The 18,162-nt window shown below is 37.5% G+C and carries 17 protein-coding genes; 16 read left to right on the top strand and 1 reads right to left on the bottom strand.

All coding sequences use genetic code 11. The features are described 5' to 3' along the window. Window positions 1-41: 41 nt before the first annotated feature. On the top strand, window positions 42-1,289 hold the full coding sequence (locus tag HNQ80_RS14960; RefSeq protein ID WP_184311484.1) for a uracil-xanthine permease family protein: 1,248 nt from the start codon (window positions 42-44) through the stop codon (window positions 1,287-1,289). A 65-nt stretch (window positions 1,290-1,354) separates the two neighbouring features. Here the strand turns inward: HNQ80_RS14960 and HNQ80_RS14955 are convergent, their stop codons facing one another. Beyond that, window positions 1,355-3,139 carry an Rqc2 family fibronectin-binding protein gene (locus HNQ80_RS14955; protein WP_184311483.1) on the bottom strand — a complete coding sequence of 595 codons (1,785 nt, stop codon included), beginning with the start codon at window positions 3,137-3,139 and terminating at the stop codon, window positions 1,355-1,357. Between the two features lie 262 nt (window positions 3,140-3,401). Between HNQ80_RS14955 and HNQ80_RS14950 the strand changes: the two genes are divergently transcribed. The 15 genes from HNQ80_RS14950 (at window position 3,402) to HNQ80_RS14880 (ending at window position 18,051) form a co-directional block, all read left to right on the top strand. Beyond that, on the top strand, window positions 3,402-4,283 hold the full coding sequence (locus HNQ80_RS14950; protein WP_184311482.1) for a YicC/YloC family endoribonuclease: 882 nt from the start codon (window positions 3,402-3,404) through the stop codon (window positions 4,281-4,283). A 10-nt stretch (window positions 4,284-4,293) separates the two neighbouring features. Further along, entirely contained in the window at window positions 4,294-4,581 is a 288-nt protein-coding gene (remA, locus tag HNQ80_RS14945) for an extracellular matrix/biofilm regulator RemA (protein ID WP_184311481.1), read from the top strand. 15 nt (window positions 4,582-4,596) lie between these two features. Then, on the top strand, window positions 4,597-5,211 hold the full coding sequence (gene gmk, locus HNQ80_RS14940; RefSeq protein WP_184311480.1) for a guanylate kinase: 615 nt from the start codon (window positions 4,597-4,599) through the stop codon (window positions 5,209-5,211). Then, window positions 5,211-5,414: a DNA-directed RNA polymerase subunit omega gene (gene rpoZ, locus HNQ80_RS14935; RefSeq protein WP_184311479.1), complete on the top strand. Its 204-nt coding sequence runs from the start codon at window positions 5,211-5,213 to the stop codon at window positions 5,412-5,414. The genes gmk and rpoZ overlap by 1 nt, the downstream gene beginning before the upstream one ends. Window positions 5,415-5,425: 11 nt before the next feature. After that, entirely contained in the window at window positions 5,426-6,628 is a 1,203-nt protein-coding gene (coaBC, locus tag HNQ80_RS14930) for a bifunctional phosphopantothenoylcysteine decarboxylase/phosphopantothenate--cysteine ligase CoaBC (RefSeq protein WP_184311478.1), read from the top strand. 245 nt (window positions 6,629-6,873) lie between these two features. Further along, window positions 6,874-9,357 carry a primosomal protein N' gene (gene priA / locus HNQ80_RS14925; RefSeq protein WP_184311477.1) on the top strand — a complete coding sequence of 828 codons (2,484 nt, stop codon included), beginning with the start codon at window positions 6,874-6,876 and terminating at the stop codon, window positions 9,355-9,357. Window positions 9,358-9,371: 14 nt separating this feature from the next. Then, a complete protein-coding gene (gene def, locus HNQ80_RS14920; RefSeq protein ID WP_184311476.1) occupies window positions 9,372-9,812 on the top strand; it encodes a peptide deformylase in 441 nt (146 codons plus the stop codon). A gap of 9 nt (window positions 9,813-9,821) precedes the next feature. Further along, a complete protein-coding gene (fmt, locus tag HNQ80_RS14915) occupies window positions 9,822-10,751 on the top strand; it encodes a methionyl-tRNA formyltransferase (RefSeq protein ID WP_184311475.1) in 930 nt (309 codons plus the stop codon). 49 nt (window positions 10,752-10,800) lie between these two features. Continuing rightward, complete coding sequence (locus HNQ80_RS14910; protein WP_207727031.1) at window positions 10,801-11,523, top strand: DUF116 domain-containing protein; 723 nt, start codon at window positions 10,801-10,803, stop codon at window positions 11,521-11,523. 228 nt (window positions 11,524-11,751) lie between these two features. Beyond that, window positions 11,752-13,089: a 16S rRNA (cytosine(967)-C(5))-methyltransferase RsmB gene (rsmB, locus tag HNQ80_RS14905; RefSeq protein WP_184311473.1), complete on the top strand. Its 1,338-nt coding sequence runs from the start codon at window positions 11,752-11,754 to the stop codon at window positions 13,087-13,089. An 85-nt stretch (window positions 13,090-13,174) separates the two neighbouring features. Then, complete coding sequence (locus tag HNQ80_RS14900) at window positions 13,175-13,909, top strand: Stp1/IreP family PP2C-type Ser/Thr phosphatase (protein WP_184311472.1); 735 nt, start codon at window positions 13,175-13,177, stop codon at window positions 13,907-13,909. Between the two features lie 20 nt (window positions 13,910-13,929). Beyond that, the gene (gene pknB, locus HNQ80_RS14895) at window positions 13,930-15,873 is read left to right on the top strand and encodes a Stk1 family PASTA domain-containing Ser/Thr kinase (RefSeq protein ID WP_184311471.1); all 1,944 of its coding nucleotides are present in this window, start codon (window positions 13,930-13,932) and stop codon (window positions 15,871-15,873) included. Further along, entirely contained in the window at window positions 15,866-16,741 is an 876-nt protein-coding gene (gene rsgA / locus HNQ80_RS14890; protein ID WP_184311470.1) for a ribosome small subunit-dependent GTPase A, read from the top strand. Before pknB ends, rsgA begins: the two co-directional genes overlap by 8 nt. Window positions 16,742-16,743: 2 nt before the next feature. Next, window positions 16,744-17,403, top strand: a complete 660-nt coding sequence (gene rpe, locus HNQ80_RS14885; protein ID WP_184311469.1) for a ribulose-phosphate 3-epimerase — start codon at window positions 16,744-16,746, stop codon at window positions 17,401-17,403. Between the two features lie 12 nt (window positions 17,404-17,415). Beyond that, on the top strand, window positions 17,416-18,051 hold the full coding sequence (locus tag HNQ80_RS14880) for a thiamine diphosphokinase (protein WP_184311468.1): 636 nt from the start codon (window positions 17,416-17,418) through the stop codon (window positions 18,049-18,051). Window positions 18,052-18,162 lie beyond the last annotated feature (111 nt).

The raw sequence follows: 18,162 nt of genomic DNA, 5'->3' as shown, positions 1-18,162 counted from the left end.
TATATCTCCCTCCTTAAATCTAAATTCAAGGAGGTATTTTTATGGCAGAAACAGCAGTAAAGATTAACTCAAAGAGCAATGAATTTGAAGGTGTACGTCTTGAAAAGAAATTGATTTTAGGTATTCAACATGTACTGGCCATGTTTGGCGCTACAGTACTGGTTCCACTTTTGACTGGTTTAAATCCAGCTGTAGCACTTCTAGCAGCAGGCTGTGGCACTCTAATTTTCCACTTTGTAACAAAAGGGAAAGTGCCAGTATTCTTAGGCTCAAGTTTTGCATTTATTCCTGTTATTCAACTAGTAGATAAGGCCTATGGGGGCCTCGAATATGCCCAGGGCGGCATCGTCGTTGCAGGTTTGTTGTATGTTTTACTCTCAGCTATCGTAAAAATATTTGGTGCTGAAAAGATTAAGAGCTTTTTGCCTCCAGTGGTGACAGGACCTATGATTATCGTAATCGGTTTAAACTTAAGTCCAGTAGCTATCCGAATGGCGGCAAGCCATTGGGGAGTGGCAGTAATCGTAGTATTGACAGTAATGGCCGTTTCCATCTTTGCTAAAGGATTCTTCAAGTTACTTCCAATACTCTCTGGTGTGGTTGTAGGGTATGTCGTAGCAAGCTTTTTAGGATTGGTAGATATGAGTGCTATACAACAAGCATCACTTATTCAAATGCCACAAATTACGCTGCCGAAGTTTAGCCTAGGAGCAATTGCAGTCATCGCGCCAATTGTAGCGGTAGTGTTTATGGAGCATGTTGGGGATATTACTACGAACGGTGCTGTTGTTGAAAAAGACTTTTTCAAGGATCCAGGCTTACACAGAACATTACTGGGAGATGGTCTTGCTACGTTGTTAGCCGGAATGATAGGTGGACCTGCAAACACGACCTATGGCGAGAATACAGGCGTGCTGGCAGTAACAAAAGTATATGATCCATCCATATTGAGAATTGCAGCTTGCATAGCCATTGGATTGAGTTTTATAGGAAAGTTTGGGGCGATGATTCAAACGATACCTACCTCAGTAATGGGTGGAATCAGTTTAGTCCTATTCGGTATGATTGCAAGTATTGGGATGAGAACAGTGTCGGAAGGAAAGATTGACTTCACAGATAATCGAAACCTGATTATAGCATCATTGATATTGGTACTGGGTATCGGAACGTCAGTAGTTACAGATGTTCCTGTAGGAATTACCATCACTGAAAACATTAAATTAACAGGTCTCAGCCTGGCAGCCATCGTTGGTATTGTATCCAATAAATTATTGCCAGCCCAAAAGTAAAAATCTACTTATTGTATCTGCTGATCAAAGCCATATTTATTGAAAATAAAGAAACAAGACCGAGTCTAGTTGGACTCGGTCTTATTATTTATTATTTGATCAATTTTATCATTTGTAGGTGTTACATAGATCGTTCGATGACTTTCATAGATAACCATTCCAGGCTTAGCGCCATTAGGTTTTCTAACATTTCTAACCTCCGTATAGTCGACAGGCACGTTTTCAGAAAGCTTGCCCTTGCTGTGAAACGCTGCTAGCGTAGCTGCCTCAAGAATTGTTTTATCAGGAACGTCAAGATTTTTACTTATTACAATCACATGGGAGCCTGGTATGTCTTTGGTATGAAGCCATAGATCTTTCTTAGAAGCCATCTTCAATGTCAACTCGTCATTCTGTTTGTTGTTTTTGCCTACAAGGATTTCAAAGCCATCAGAAGAAGTAAAGGATAAAGGTTTGGTACGCCCTTTATTTTTCTCTGTTTTTTCTTTGCGTTTTTTTAAATAGCCTTCATCAATAAGTTCACTTCTCACATCATCTAGATCTTGAATTTCTGTAGCATTTTCTATAAATACCAAAATGTTTTCGAAATATTTTATTTCATTTTGAGCCTCTTTCACTTGACGATGAATTTCCTTTATAGCAGTTTTAGACTTTCCATATCGTTTAAAATAGCGCTGAGCATTTTGAGATGGAGAAAGATGGACATCCAAAGGGATGAGAACCGTATTCCCTTCTTCATCATAATAGTTGACTACCTCTACTTCTGTGGCACCTTTTCTGATTAAGTGAAGATTTGCAGTCAAAAGTTCACCATAAATCCGATAATCTTCTGACCTCTCAGCATCCCTCAAATCTTCACTTAATTTTTGAAGCTTCTTGTATAGCTTCTCTAGGGAGTGCTGTATAAATTTCCGTAAATCTACAGATTTCTGCTTTAGTCGTTCCTGTAAGTCTCTATGAAAATAATAATCTTCCAGAACACGACTGATAGAGTCAAAAGTTATCGTATTATATAGATATTCATAGTGTTTTAATAAAATTGAAGAAAAATCTACCACATGATGCTCAGCTTTGTCCCGAATCAGATTTGGGACGTAGTTTTTATGCTTCATGCTTTGCATAATATGATCAAATGCATGCCAAAGGGCTTCATAGGTATTCGATGAAATATTGACCAAAGCGGTATCTTCATCAACTTCAGCCCTCTTACAGATTTCCATAGCCGTGATGGGACTTATACCCTGAAATGACGTATACAGCGCTTTGTATAGGATACTGCCCTGGGTAAGATGCTGAAATAAGCCAATAAAGTCTTCCTTATTCAATTGTAGAGGATTTGCTTTTCCTTGATCGGGAGGATGAATATATGTTTTTCCTGGAAGAATCTCCCTATAGCGATTGAGATCTCCCGATATACGTTTAATGCTATCTAGAATTTTATTCTGAGCTTTGTCAATCAAGATGATATTGCTATGTTTTCCCATGATCTCTATAATTAATTGCTTCGTCGTCAAAGAACCTAATTCATCATAGTTTTCTATATCAATCGTAATGATTCTTTCAAAATCTTTCTGTTCAATGGCAGTAATTTTACCTCCTTGCAAATGCTTTCGCATAAGCATGCAGAACATAGGGGGAGAAGAAGGGTTTTGTTTATTGATTGTGGTAATATGAACCCTTGGATTGTGGCTACTTGCTGATGCAACCAATCGGTAATTTTTTCCCATACAACGAATAAGCAGATTTATCTCGTCATCCTCAGGTTGATATACTTTCTCGATTTTGCCATGGCATACTTTATTATTTAGTTCATCAACGATTGCTGAAACGACCAATCCATCTAGTGGCATAAAAATTCCTCCAAACTATTGTACTTTCATTTGTAGAGTATAACACTATTTGTGAATAATTAAAAGTATCCGATAAATTCAATGTAAAGTTATAAGGAAATGTATTGATAAAAATATTAATTGCAAAAATAGTTTATATATCTTATTTTTTGTTAATAAAAATGATATAATTATAAGCTATGATATACTATTTTTAGGAAAAGATTTCAAAATGAATGAAAAGGGCACTTGATTTAAATATATAATGGAAGGATGAATCAAAATGATTAAGAGCATGACCGGATTTGGAAGAGGTGAAGCACAGGATGCAGAAAGGCAATTCACTGTGGAGATCAAATCCGTAAATCATCGATATAATGATATTGTTGTACGAATGCCTAAGCGACTAACTTATTTGGAAGAGAAAATAAAGGATCTAATCAAAAATGAAGTGAAAAGAGGGAGAGTAGAGGTCTACATATCCTTAGAAAATCTGGGTGAGGGAGATACAAAGATTTCTTTAAATCGTTCATTGGTCAATCAATACTATCAGTGTCTACAAGAAATCAAAGAGGGCTTTGATGTGAAAGATGATATATCCGTTTCTGTATTGTCTAAATTTCCAGATGTGTTCATCATTGAGTCAAAGGAAGAGGATGAGGATGAGATCTGGCAGTGCCTAAAAAGTGCAGTTTTAAAAGCAGTAGAGATGCTGATGAAGATGCGGCTTGCCGAGGGTGAGAAATTGGCTGAGGACATTGTAGGCAGATGTGATTATATAGGAAATATTATGAAAACGATTGAAAAGAAGAATCCTGAGGTCGTTCAAGAATATAAAAATAAGCTAAGGGATCGAATTAATGAGATGTTAGAGGATGCTATACAAATCGATGAGAGTCGTTTGAGTATAGAGGTCGCTATATTCGCAGATAAAAGCAGTATTGCAGAAGAAATTGTTCGACTCTATAGCCATATTGGACAGTTGAAAAAATCACTCAAAGAACAGCAACCTATAGGGCGAAAGCTGGATTTTCTAATCCAAGAGATGAATAGGGAAATTAATACAATCGGCTCAAAATCAAGTGATCTGGAGATTGTTAATTATGTAGTTGAGGTAAAGAGTGAGCTTGAAAAGATTAGAGAACAGGTTCAAAATATCGAATAGGAGGTAGAAAATGAGCATTAAATTAATTAACATAGGGTTTGGAAATATAGTGTCTGCCAATCGTTTGGTGGCAATCGTCAGTCCTGAATCAGCACCGATAAAGAGAATTATACAAGAAGCAAGGGATCGTGGCATGTTAATTGATGCAACCTATGGAAGAAGAACCCGTGCAGTGATTATTACCGATAGTGATCATATTATTTTATCCGCTGTGCAACCAGAAACCGTTGCCCATCGATTGACAGCAAAGGATGAGGCCGGGAAGGAAACTTCAGAAACCTGTTTAAAGAATGAGTAGCAAGAAGGAGAGCTTATGATGAACAAAGGATTGCTGATTGTTGTTTCAGGGCCATCTGGGGCAGGAAAGGGCACCATATGCAAACAGTTATTGAAGGTAGAACCCGATGTGATGCTTTCAGTGTCTGCAACCACTAGAGGACCTAGAGTAGGCGAGGTTGAAGGAGCAAACTATTATTTCCTTAGTAAGGATGAGTTTGAAGCGCTTATTGCGAAGGATGAGTTTTTAGAGTATGCTAATGTCTATGGAAATTACTATGGGACACCTAAAAAATATGTGCAAGAAAAAACTTTGCAGGGAAAAAATGTTTTGTTAGAAATTGATATTCAAGGGGCTCTTCAAATTAAGGAAAAGTATCCTCAGGGGGTGTTTATATTTATTTTACCACCTTCTATGAAAGAACTTAGGCATAGAATTATTACTAGGGGAACAGAAACTGAAGCTGCCATTGAGCAACGATTTAAGTGTGCATTCGAAGAAATAAATTATGTGAGAAAATATGATTATTGCGTCATCAATGATGATGTAGATACGGCTGTTGATAAGGTGAAAGCCATTATCAAGGCAGAACAATGTAAAATAACGGAAGATATTGATTCCATCATATCAAGATTTAAGGAGGAGATATAATGCTACATCCATCAATCAATCATTTATTAGAAAAGGTAGATAGTCGGTATACACTAGTTGTGGCAGCCGCGAAAAGAGCTAGGGAAATCATTGACGGTAGTGAAAAACTGACAAAGGTGCAGTCTACAAAGCCAGTTACTGTTGCAACTCATGAAATCGCTGATGATAAGATTCAGTACAAAAGACTTGAATCAGAAAAATAAAGAGGTGTCAAATGTTTAGGAATAAAAATGTTGTGCTAGGGGTAACAGGTGGCATTGCTGTATACAAGGCAGCTGATATTGTTAGCCGATTACGGAAGCTTTGTATCAATGTAAATGTTATTATGACGAAATCAGCTCAGGAGTTTGTTCAGCCAATGACCTTCCAATCTCTGTCTCAGAACTATGTGGTGACAGATATGTTCGATGAACCAAAGACCTGGGACGTAGAGCATATTTCTCTTGCGCAGAAGGCTGATGCATTTTTAATCGCACCGGCAACTGCAAATGTGATAGGTAAAATTGCCAATGGTATCGCCGATGACATGCTCACAACAACAATCATGGCTACAAAAGCACCTGTGCTCATCGCACCTGCAATGAATACTAATATGTATGAGAATCCTATTGTACAGGATAATATCCGAAAATTAGAAGCGCGGGGATATCGTTTTATTGAGCCAGCTTCAGGGCGATTGGCTTGTGGAGATTATGGACAGGGAAAACTGGCTGATCCTGAACGAATTGTAGAGGAAGTGCTAAAAACCCTTGATATGCCTCAAGATTTGAAAGGGATGCATTTTGTAATAACCGCTGGACCAACGAGGGAATCAATAGATCCTGTTCGCTATATCACCAACCATTCTTCTGGGAAAATGGGATATGCCATTGCGGAGAGGGCTGCTCATAGAGGGGCGGAAGTAGTTCTTATATCTGGCCCCACAAATCTTTCAACGCCTGCTGGCGTAAAGCGTATAGATATCAACACTACTCATGAGATGTACGATGCTGTAATGAATCAATTGAAATGGGCTGATGTGTTTATTAAATCTGCTGCAGTGGCAGATTACAGACCCAAGGCTGTCGCTGAGAACAAGATCAAGAAGGGTGATGGTGATTGGGTCATAGAGCTTACAAGAAATCCAGATATCTTGAAGGAGTTAGGTCAAAGAAAACAAGATGGACAAATTCTAGTAGGCTTTGCCGCTGAAACACAAGACCTAATTACCAATGCAAAAAGCAAAGTTGAGACGAAAAATTTAGATTTCATTGTAGCCAATGATCTAACGAAAGAGGGCGCTGGCTTTAAGTCGGATACCAACATAGTTACCATCATTGATCGCGAAGGCAATCAGGAGCATTATGACCTAATGTCTAAAACAGACTTGGCAGATACAATTCTTAGCAAAGTTAAAAAATTAAGGAGTAAGGAGTAGGATGTTCTACTCCTTTTTCAATATCTAGGAAATTATGCTTTTCAATTTCCTAGATATGGGGTGTGCAGAGGGGATTCCCCTTTGCCGTATTCAGGAAGGTGCTCAGTCTGCATTGCAGGCGTCGAAGGAAACCTAGGGTTTCCTAGCGAAAACAAATTGCCGATAGGCAACTTTGTTCTTGGTGTAATGAAAACATATTTCTGCTATAATAACATTAAGCAATTGGCAGTTAGGGGAGATGATCCATGAAGCGGACAAGCTATGTAGAAATTGTAATCAATAATAAGAGCAGTCACACAAATACAACCTATACCTATGGCGTACCGGATGGCTTGGCGGATCAAATATCTATTGGCACAAGGGTGATGGTTCCTTTTGGTAAAGGAAACAGACTTATTGAGGGATATGTAGTAGATGACAATATAGATCTAGCTGCACCCACCTTTAAGATTAAATACATCCAGAAAATATTAGATGAGGAAAATCTAATTTCTAAGAAGCTCATTGAATTATGTAAATGGATGCGAGAGGAATATTTATGTACCTATATTGATGCGGTGCAATGTGTGATACCTACAGGTATTTCTTATAAATCAGATAGAAAAATACGGTTGCGCGATGATTATGATAGTATGCAACAGATGAATACAAAACTTTCTGACAAACAGAATGCAGTGGTAGAAGTACTGAGATCTTACAAGCATATTACTGAATCATCTCTAAAGCAGATGCTTTCCTTTGATCCTTCTAGCACAATTAGAAGCCTAGAAAATAAGAATATGGTCATTTTAGAAGATCACTTTAAAAAGGAAGTGAATGGGCTTACAGAGAAGATCATTCGAATTTCAGAGAACCTGAATACTTTCGAAGTAATGGGAAAGCTTAAGAAAAATGCGGTAAAACAGAGACAAATATTAAATTATCTTCAGGAAAACGGAGCTACCCAGTGGTCAGAGTTAAGAAAGAATTTGGGCGTAAGCGCCAACTTGATAGATTCTTTGAGGGAAAAAGGATTCATAGATATTGAGATTATCGAAAAGAAGAGAGATATCTTTGGAAAAGAAGAGATATTGAAGGATAAGATTTTTGAGTTAACCGATGAACAGAATCAAATAATTCAAGAAGTAATACCTTTCATGATTAATCTTCAATATCAGCCTTTCTTAATTCATGGTGTTACAGGCAGTGGAAAAACAGAAGTTTATATGCAGCTTATTGGGAAGGTTGTCGAACAATCGAAAGAGGCAATTGTCCTTGTTCCGGAAATTGCGCTGACGCCTCAGATGATCGAACGGTTCAGAAGTCGATTTGGTAACCAAATTGCTGTGTTGCATAGCAAGCTTTCTTTAGGTGAAAGATACGATGAATGGAACAGAATCAAAAGGGGAGAAGTGAAGATTGCTATTGGTGCTAGATCAGCAGTATTTGCCCCTTTTGATAATCTAGGGATCATCATTGTGGATGAAGAACATGAACATACCTATAAATCGGAACAGAACCCAAAGTACCATGCTGTGGAAGTGGCAGAATTTCGATGTAAGCAGCATAATGCCGTATTGATCCTAGGATCTGCTACCCCTTCTCTTGAAAGCTATTACAAGACAGAAAAGGGATTGTATAAAAGGTTGGTCATGGAAACTAGATATAATCAAAATAAACTGCCGGATATCCATATCATTGACATGAGAGCAGAACTACTGAATGGAAACAAAAGTGTATTCAGTGAGAGTTTACATAGGGAGATTCTTAAAAATTTGGAGATGGGAGAGCAAACAATTTTGTTCTTAAACAGGAGAGGATATTCCACCTTTATTTCGTGTAGAAGCTGTGGCTATGTTGCCAAGTGTCCCCACTGTGAGATATCTTTAACATATCACAAAAACAATCACTTTTTATCCTGTCATTACTGCGGCTACAAGCAAAACCCGCCTGAAACATGTCCGAAATGTGGCAGTAAGTATATAAAGTATTTTGGAACAGGAACAGAAAAAATTGAGAAAATGACGGTGGAATTATTTCCTAATGCTAGAATTGCAAGACTGGATTTGGATACCACGTCCCGGAAGGGTTCAATGGAAAAGATTATTCGGGAAATAAAACAAGGCAAGGTGGATATCCTTATTGGTACCCAAATGATTGCCAAGGGATTAGATTTTCCCAATGTGACCCTAGTAGGTGTAATTGCTGCAGATATGAATTTAAACTTACCTGAGTTCAGAGCTGCTGAAAGAACATTTCAATTGATTACCCAGGTCGCAGGAAGGGCAGGCAGAGGCCAGCGATTAGGCAGAGTTATCGTACAAACCTATGAGCCGGAACATTTCGCAATACAAGCTTCACAAAATCATGATTTTGTTTCATTTTATCATCAAGAAATGGCTATGCGAGAATCTTTCAGCTATCCACCATTTTCAAGATTGGTGAATATTATGATAACAGGAGAAGAAGAGGCAGATGTCATAAAAATTGCAAATGAATATGCAACGGAATTGAAATATGAATTGAAGGGTATTGATTTATCAGTGCAAGATGTGATCTTTGGGCCTGGTCCAGCAGCATTGGCACGGATAAATCAAAAATATAGATGGCAGATAATTATTAAAAGTAAAGCGATTGACCAAAAGGTTATAAGGGGTATAATAAATACTATAAGAAGTGATATATTGAAAAAAAATAATGTAAATAATGTCAATATAAGTATAGATATTAATCCGTTTAATATGCTTTAACAAGGAGGAAAAAAATGGCCATTAGAAATATTTTAAAAGATGAGGATCCAACTTTAAGGAAAAAGTCAAGAGAAGTGGAGAAAATAGATCATAGAATTGTTATGTTGTTAGATGACATGATTGATACGATGTATGAAGCCGACGGTGTTGGTCTTGCAGCACCACAGGTAGGTGTATTAAAGCGAATTATTGTAATTGATGTAGGAGATGGTATCATCGAGTTGATCAATCCAGTGATTATTGAAACAACTGGTGAGCAGGTTGATGTAGAAGGCTGTTTAAGTATTCCTGGTGTCACAGGAGAAGTGAAAAGACCTAAGCGAGTGATCGTTAGAGGATTAGATCGCAACGGAAAGACTATAGAAATCATTGGTGAAGAATTGTTAGCAAGAGCACTATGTCATGAAATTGATCACCTGGACGGAATACTTTTCACGGATAAAGTGATCAAATAGGAGGTTTATATGAAAATTGTTTTTATGGGGACTCCAGATTTTGCTGTTCCCTGCCTTGATGAAATTGTACGTCGTCAACACTTGGTACAGGCTGTAATAACCCAGCCTGATCGTCCAAAGGGAAGAGGGAAAAAACTGGCACCACCGCCGGTGAAAGAAAAAGCACTTCAATACAATCTTCCAGTTTATCAACCTGAAAAGGTAAAAGATCCTAATTTTATTGAGGTTATAAAGGATCTTTCTCCTGACTGTATTGTAGTTGTAGCCTTTGGACAAATATTGCCCAAAGCGATTTTAGATATTCCAGTTTATGGCTGTATCAATGTACATGCCTCACTGCTTCCTCAATATAGAGGGGCCGCTCCCATCAATTGGGCTATCATCAATGGTGAATCCATGACAGGTGTAACTACCATGTATATGGATGAGGGATTAGATACAGGAGATATGATTATAAAAAAAGAAATTTGCATCTATAATAAGAATGCAGGAGAGCTTCATGATGAAATGGCCCGGGAGGGTGCCATCCTTTTAGGGGAGACTTTGGAACTTGTTGCTATAGGTAGAGCACCTAGAGAGAAACAGTGTAATGAAAAAAGTTCCTATGCCCCTTTAATGGACAAAGCATTAGGTAGAATTAATTGGTCAAAATCTGCAAAAGATATCTATAACTTAATTCGAGGTGTGAACCCATGGCCAACGGCCTATACTACCTATGATGGTGAAGTTTTTAAGATATGGAAAGCAAAAATAGTGGAAAAGGACTGTAAAGATCAACCAGGTAAAATTGTAAAGGTTGATGGATCAGGAATTCTTGTATGCACTGGACAACACCTTCTAAGTATTGAGGAGATCCAGTTTCCAAACAACAAACGTATGGGCGTAGACGAATATCTCAGAGGACATATGATTCATGAAAATAGAATATTAGGTGAATAAAATGCTAACGAATTACTACAAACAGAAAAACATATCATTTATAATGATTATGTTCATATTAAATGTACTGTTTTTAGGTATTGCCATATTATCATTCTATTTGGCTCATACCAGCAGTTTAGTATTATATAAACTGGTATTGAATATAATACTGATAGCTGCCTCATTTGCCAGTTTTTTTGTTCTTATGAATGGGATATGTGTTTTAATGCTGTTAAATGATCATCCATTGAACTCATTTGGTCGAAAACTGGTTCAGTATTCGATGGGAGCTATGTACCCTAGAATGATGTATATTACCCAATTATTTGGATTGGATAAAGATAATATTCAGAAAATCTTTTCGGAAATAAATAACCGCTTAATTTTATCCCAAAGAATTCAGGTGAAGTCTGAAGAGATTCTAATACTATTGCCTCACTGTCTTCAGAAATCCGATTGCAAGCATAAAATCACCAATGAGATTTCTAATTGTAAGAGATGTGGGGCCTGTGATATAGATTCTTTAATTGCACTTAAGGAAAAGTACGGTGTCAATATTTTTGTAGCTACAGGAGGTACCATTGCAAGAAAAATTATTAAGGAACAGAAACCGAAAGCTATTATTGCCGTGGCCTGCGAGCGGGATTTAAGCAGCGGCATTTTAGATGTAAAAGGGATTCCTGTCATAGGGTTATTGAATGATAGACCAGAAGGACCATGTATTAATACCAGAGTCAAGATTGATAAAGCTGAAGAAATGATAAGATATTTTATTGGCGAGGGAAATTGAAAAATATGTCCTATGGGATATTCACTAGTAATTCTTGCATTGGCTCATAACTACCAAGAACATTACTCCTGCAAGAAAGGTTCAAAATGCTGCTGCATTAACCTATGTGACTGCTATAGTGGTATCTGTGCCCATTGATTAGACTTGTTCCTTTGAGAGACAGAAGAGATTAGGAATGCACCCTGTTGGGTGCATTCGTTATATGTAAGGAAGGGAGATTATGAAAGAATGAATGCTAGGAAAATTGCTTTAGATATTTTAACGGATATTGATAGGAACAACGCCTATTCCAATATCGCACTTAATAAGCATCTTAGAGGTAAGGCATTAGATGGTCGTGACCAAAGATTTATAACAGAGCTGGTTTATGGGACTGTTGAGAATAAAATTTATTTAGATTATATTATTGGGCAGCTTTCAAAAACCAAAATTGACAAAATTCATCCATCCGTGATGAGCATTCTTCGATTAGGACTTTATCAGATCATTTATCTAGATAAAATACCACCTTCAGCTGCAGTCGATGAAAGTGTAAAACTTACAAAAAAAGTGCAGATGAAAGCTTCTGGGTTTGTGAACGGGTTATTAAGAAACTATTTAAGGAATAGAGAGAATATCAGAATTCCAAATTACAATGAGAATCCAGTTGCATTCCTGTCTGTTACATATTCTCATCCAGAGTGGTTGGTTGAAAAATGGATGAAAGAATTTGGAGCAGAGTTTACAGAAAAACTTCTACAGGGAAATAATGCAAAGCCTACATTGACAGCCCGTGTAAATACTTTAAAAATCGAGAAAGAAAGATTGATGGATTACTTAAGAACGAATCATATCGAGGTAACTGAGGGCAAATATGTGGAGGAAGCGATCAAGTTTGAAAATATGTATGGTCTGGAAGAACTAGAAGCATTTCAAAAAGGATACTTTCAAATACAAGACGAGAGTTCTATGCTAGTGGCCCATGTGTTGGATCCTAAACCTCAAGAGGTTGTCATGGATGTTTGTGCTGCTCCTGGAGGCAAAACAACTCATATAGCTCAACTCATGGAAAATAGGGGGACGATTATTGCTAGGGACATTCACGAACATAAGTTGAAGCTTATTGACAATACGGCAAAGCGTCTAGGAATTACAATTATTAAGACACAATGCTATAATGCCAAAGAGATAGATGAAACGATGATCGATAAAGCCCACAGAGTTTTGGTAGATGCTCCCTGCTCTGGGCTAGGAATTATCAGGAGAAAACCCGAAATAAAATATAACAAAAAGCCTGATGACTTGAAGAAAATTACGGACTTGCAATTAGAAATTTTAGAAAATGCAAGTAAATATGTCATAGAAAATGGATATTTAGTTTATAGTACATGTACAATTACGAATGAGGAAAATATTGGAGTAATTGAGAGGTTTCTTTCTAGAAATCAAAGCTTTGTTATGGTGGATGTGAACCCTTTGCTTCCCGAATCATTAAGGGGACAAGAGAAATATCTGCAATTGTATCCCCATATTGACGATATGGACGGTTTTTTTATTTGCAGATTGCAAAAACGAACAAGACCATGACTATTCCCTAGGTCGGAACTATGGTATAATATGGTTTGGATATAAAAATAATATTACTATGCATGTAAACTTGTGAGGTGTTTGAATGGATATTGGGGCGATTTCACATACAGGATTGATTCGAGATATTAATCAAGATTCATACTTCGTATCAGAAGATACGATGAACTTATTTATTGTCGCTGATGGAATGGGTGGTCATAAAGCAGGAGAAGTTGCTAGCGATATTGCAATTGATTCAGTTAAAAGCTTTATGCAGGATCATATTCCCCAAACCATAGGGAATCGTGATGAAGCCATTTGTAAAATCATTGAAGAAGCAATAATGGATGCAAATAAAAAGATATTTGAAAAATCGATGCAAGAAGAAAAATATCAAGGGATGGGAACTACCCTCACTATGGCGTTTATTCAGTCAAAGCTGTTTATTGGTCACATAGGTGATAGTCGGGCCTATCTCATAAGGAATCATGAAATTACACAAATAACACAGGATCACTCTTTGGTGGCAGAATTGCTAAGGAATGGAACCATAACTGAAAAAGAAGCAAAAGTACACCCACAACGGAATATCATTACTCGAGCTCTTGGCACAGAAGAAACTATTTTAATCGATTTATATACCATTGATTTATTGTTAGATGATGTTATCGTGCTATGTTCTGATGGGCTATCAAACTTAGTAGACCAACTAGAGATTAAGGAATGCCTTATAAATAGCGAAAGTATGCAGGCAGGTTGTGAGCATCTGGTGGCTTTGGCCAATGAAAGAGGCGGATATGATAATATAACTATAATTGGAATCAAAAATAATAAATAAGCAGGAATCGAGGTGAGAGAATGATAGGTAGAATATTGGGTAATCGATACGAAATTATTGAAAAGATTGGTGGAGGGGGCATGGCATTGGTTTATAAAGCTAAATGCCAGCTATTAAATAGATATGTAGCAGTAAAAATTCTTCGACCAGAGTTTACTAGTGATGAAGAATTTATCACCAAGTTTAAGCGAGAATCTCAGGCAGCTGCAAGCTTATCACACCCTAACATAGTCAATATTTACGATGTAGGGGTGGACGATCACGACATTTATTACATTGTGATGGAGTATGTGAAAGGAAAGACGTTAAAGCAAATTATTAAAGAACATGGGCCTTTAAATCCGGAGGAAACGATCAACATTGGAAAACAAATTTCTCTGGCGTTGCATCACGCCCATAGCAATCATATTGTTCATAGAGATATAAAACCCCATAATATATTGATGACTGATGATGGACGGGTGAAGGTTACGGATTTTGGCATTGCTAGGGCTGTTACTTCCGCAACGGTAACAAATACAGGCAATGTGATTGGATCTGTACATTATTTTTCTCCTGAGCAAGCTCGCGGTGGCTATACAGATGAAAAATCTGATATTTATTCTTTAGGTATTGTGATGTATGAAATGGCCACAGGGCGACTCCCATTCGACGGGGAAAGTCCAATATCCATAGCCCTAAAGCATATTCATGAGGACGTAATGCCACCTACTATGATTAATGAAAATATCCCTAAAGCCCTAGAGGATATTATTATGAAATCTATACAAAAGGATCAAGCAAAACGTTATGGCAGTACAAAAGAAATTCTGGAGGATCTAAATCAAGCTTTAAAGCAACCTATGGGCGATTTTGTTAAATTCGATGATGATGATGACAGTCCCACCCAGGTGATACCAGTTATCAAGGATAACGATGTACCAAAGAGCAAGCCTATTCATTTCAGTCCAAAGTCTGAGAAAAAGAGTAACAACAGACTTATTGTATGGGGAGCAGTAGCTACTGCTTTTGTATTGGCATTGATATTCATTGGAAGTATTTTCTATTTCAAGGATATATTCGTATCCCAAGAAAAAGAAGTTCCCAATGTGATTGGAAAATCCTATGAAGAAGCGAAACAAAATCTTGAAAATCTAGGTTTGAAGGTTGAACAAGAGCAGGAACAGTACAGTTCTGAATATGATGAAGGGCAAGTTATGTTTCAAGATCCTAAGGCGGGCGAGAGTGTAAAGACAGGTTATCCTATTCGGCTTATTGTCAGCAAAGGCGCAAAATTAACAGAAGTGCCGAATCTTTTAAATAAAAATATAGAAGAAATCGGTTTTATTTTAGAAAATGCAAAACTTAAAGAGGGGACAGTGAAATATGAGTATAATACCTTGCCAATCGGAATTATCATTAGCCAAAGTCCTGAAGCCGGCAAGAACGCACCAGAAGGTTCAGCTGTAAATGTATTGGTGAGCCAAGGTCCCGAAACAAAGCTTGTTTTAATGCCGAACTTGGTTGGAGAGAAGATCGATAATGCGAGAAGGATTATCGAGACCTCAAATCTGATCGTTGGTAAGATTGAGTATAAATTTGATGAAAAGATTGAGAAGGATGTTGTAATACAACAAAGCATATTAGCGGGAACGGAGACGGATGAGAACAAAGTAATCGATCTTGTTGTGAGTAAAGGTACTGAAGGAATGACTCAACCACCAGAAGAAAATGAACTTCAAATGAAAACAGTTTCTCTGGGGATTAATTATAATCGAGCAAAACAAGAGCAATTCACACTTAGAATTGTAAAAAGGCAGAATGGCATTTCTACAGAGATCTATAAAGCAACCCATTACAAATCAAAAGAGAGCGAAAAAATTATTATTGAAGGTAGAGGAAAAGCTACGATTGATGTATATTTTGATGATGAAAAGGTTGCTGAAAGGAACATAGATTTTGAAACGGGGTCTTTGTATGAATAATGGAATCATCGTGAAAGGTATTGGTGGCTTTTATTATGTAGATACAGGTGATCGGATTTTTGAATGTAGGGCGAGAGGAAAATTTCGTAAAGAAAAGGTTATACCTCTCGTAGGAGATCGCGTAAAGATTACCATTCAAGAATCCTCAGGACAAGGTGTTATTGAAGAAATTGAACAACGGGAGACGGAATTAATTCGTCCTCCTGTTGCCAATATAAACAATGCTGTGATTGTTTTTGCGATTCAGAAGCCAGAACCAAGCATTTCACTGTTGAATAGATTCTTAATTCTTGCAGAAACTCAGGAAATAGATATAACCATCTGTTTCAATAAGATTGATTTGTTACAAGACCAAGAATTATCAGATTTAATGGGTATTTATGAAAAGATTGGTTATAGCGTTATAGGAACAAGTACGAAGCAAGGCATTGGCTTAAAAGACTTATCACAAAAGTTAATGGACAAAATTACGGTTTTCGCAGGACCTTCTGGTGTTGGAAAATCTTCACTATTGAATGCGATTCAACCTAACTTAAGGCTCCAAACAGGTGAAGTGAGTTCTAAAATTGAGAGAGGCAAGCATACAACAAGGCATGTCGAGTTATTACAATTGGATTTTGGAGGCTGGGTGTTAGATACTCCAGGTTTTAGCTCTCTGAGTCTTGATTTTATAGGTGAGGATGAATTGCAGTATTTTTTTAAGGAATTCAATGAATTTGTTGGTATGTGTAAATTTAATGCTTGCAGACACTTAAGCGAGCCTGACTGTGCCATCAAAAAAGCTGTAGAAGAAAACCAAATTTGTCAGTCTAGATATGAAAGCTATATGCAGTTGTTAGAAGAGATTCTACAGACAAGGAGGTATTAGATATGATTAAACTGGCACCTTCAATATTATCAGCAAATTTTGCGGGGTTGTTGGAGGATATTAAAAAAGTGGAAGAAGCGGGTGTAGATTTATTACATATCGATGTGATGGATGGGCATTTTGTTCCCAATATTACTATTGGCCCATTGGTGTTGGAAAGTATAAAAGGAAGAACAACTTTACCCTTTGATGTACATCTTATGATCGAAAATCCTGATCGCTATATCCCTAACTTTGTAAAGGCTGGGGCCGATATTATTACGGTACATGCAGAAGCATGTCACCATATACATAGAACAATTCAAAACATAAAATCCCATGGGGTGAAGGCAGCTGTAGCGCTAAATCCTGGGACATCTTTGACTTCAATAGAGTATATACTTGAAGAACTGGATATGGTATTAATCATGTCAGTGAATCCAGGTTTTGGTGGCCAACACTTTATACCCTCCGCATTAGATAAAATACGATCTTTGAAGAAAATGTTAGTGGATCGAAATCTAGTGATGGATATCCAAGTGGATGGGGGTATCAAATTAGAGAATGCTGCCGAGGTAGCAGGGGCTGGTGCTAACATACTGGTTGCTGGTTCAGCAATTTTTAATACTGAATCTATCGAAGATACGGTAAAGCTGTTTAGAAATAGATTAGATAGCTTTTAGCGGAGGCAGAATATGAGGTGTGCAATAGTTTCGAATGGGGACATTACCAATTACGCCATTCATAGGAAAATCATTGATGACTGCGATTATGTAGTTTGCGCCGATGGAGGCGCACGACATTTACGGGCTATGGGAATATATCCGAATGCGATCGTTGGAGATTTAGATTCCATGGGCGATGATGAGATGGTGTACTTCCGTGAAAGAGATATTGAATTCTATAAGTTTCCTGCTCGTAAGGATTATACAGATTCCGATTTGGCAATTCAATATGCCCTGGAAAAGGGATGCACAGAAATTCTTATGTTAGGCTGTATAGGGAGTAGAATGGATCATACGCTGGCGAATATTACCATGTTGTTGCCCTTGCTTGAACAAGGAATCCAGGCAAGAATAGTAGATGAACATAATGAGATATTTGTAATAAATGATTCTGCTCTGGTGGAAGGAGAACCTGGAAGATTCGTCTCCTTGATACCATTGAGCGCAACTGTTGAGGGAATAACCCTATCGGGATTCGAATATCCTTTGAACAATGCTACCCTTAAAATGGGCTCTTCACTAGGGATTAGCAATCAGCTGAAGGAGCAGCAAGGGTGTATTCGTTTAAGGAGTGGAAATCTTTTGGTTATTTTGGCGAAAGACTAGGTACACATTGTGTACCTGAGGTTGATTACAAACCACCAGATTTTATCTATCTGGTGGTTTTCTTAATTTCTAGTAATTGATAATTTTTTCGTTTGGATCAAAAAAATAAAA

It is taken from the genome of Anaerosolibacter carboniphilus (assembly GCF_014205875.1).
Classification (GTDB): Bacteria; Bacillota; Clostridia; order Peptostreptococcales; family Thermotaleaceae; genus Anaerosolibacter; species Anaerosolibacter carboniphilus.
Note: the sequence above shows the minus strand (reverse complement) of the source record. Positions and strands in the feature narration are given on the sequence as shown.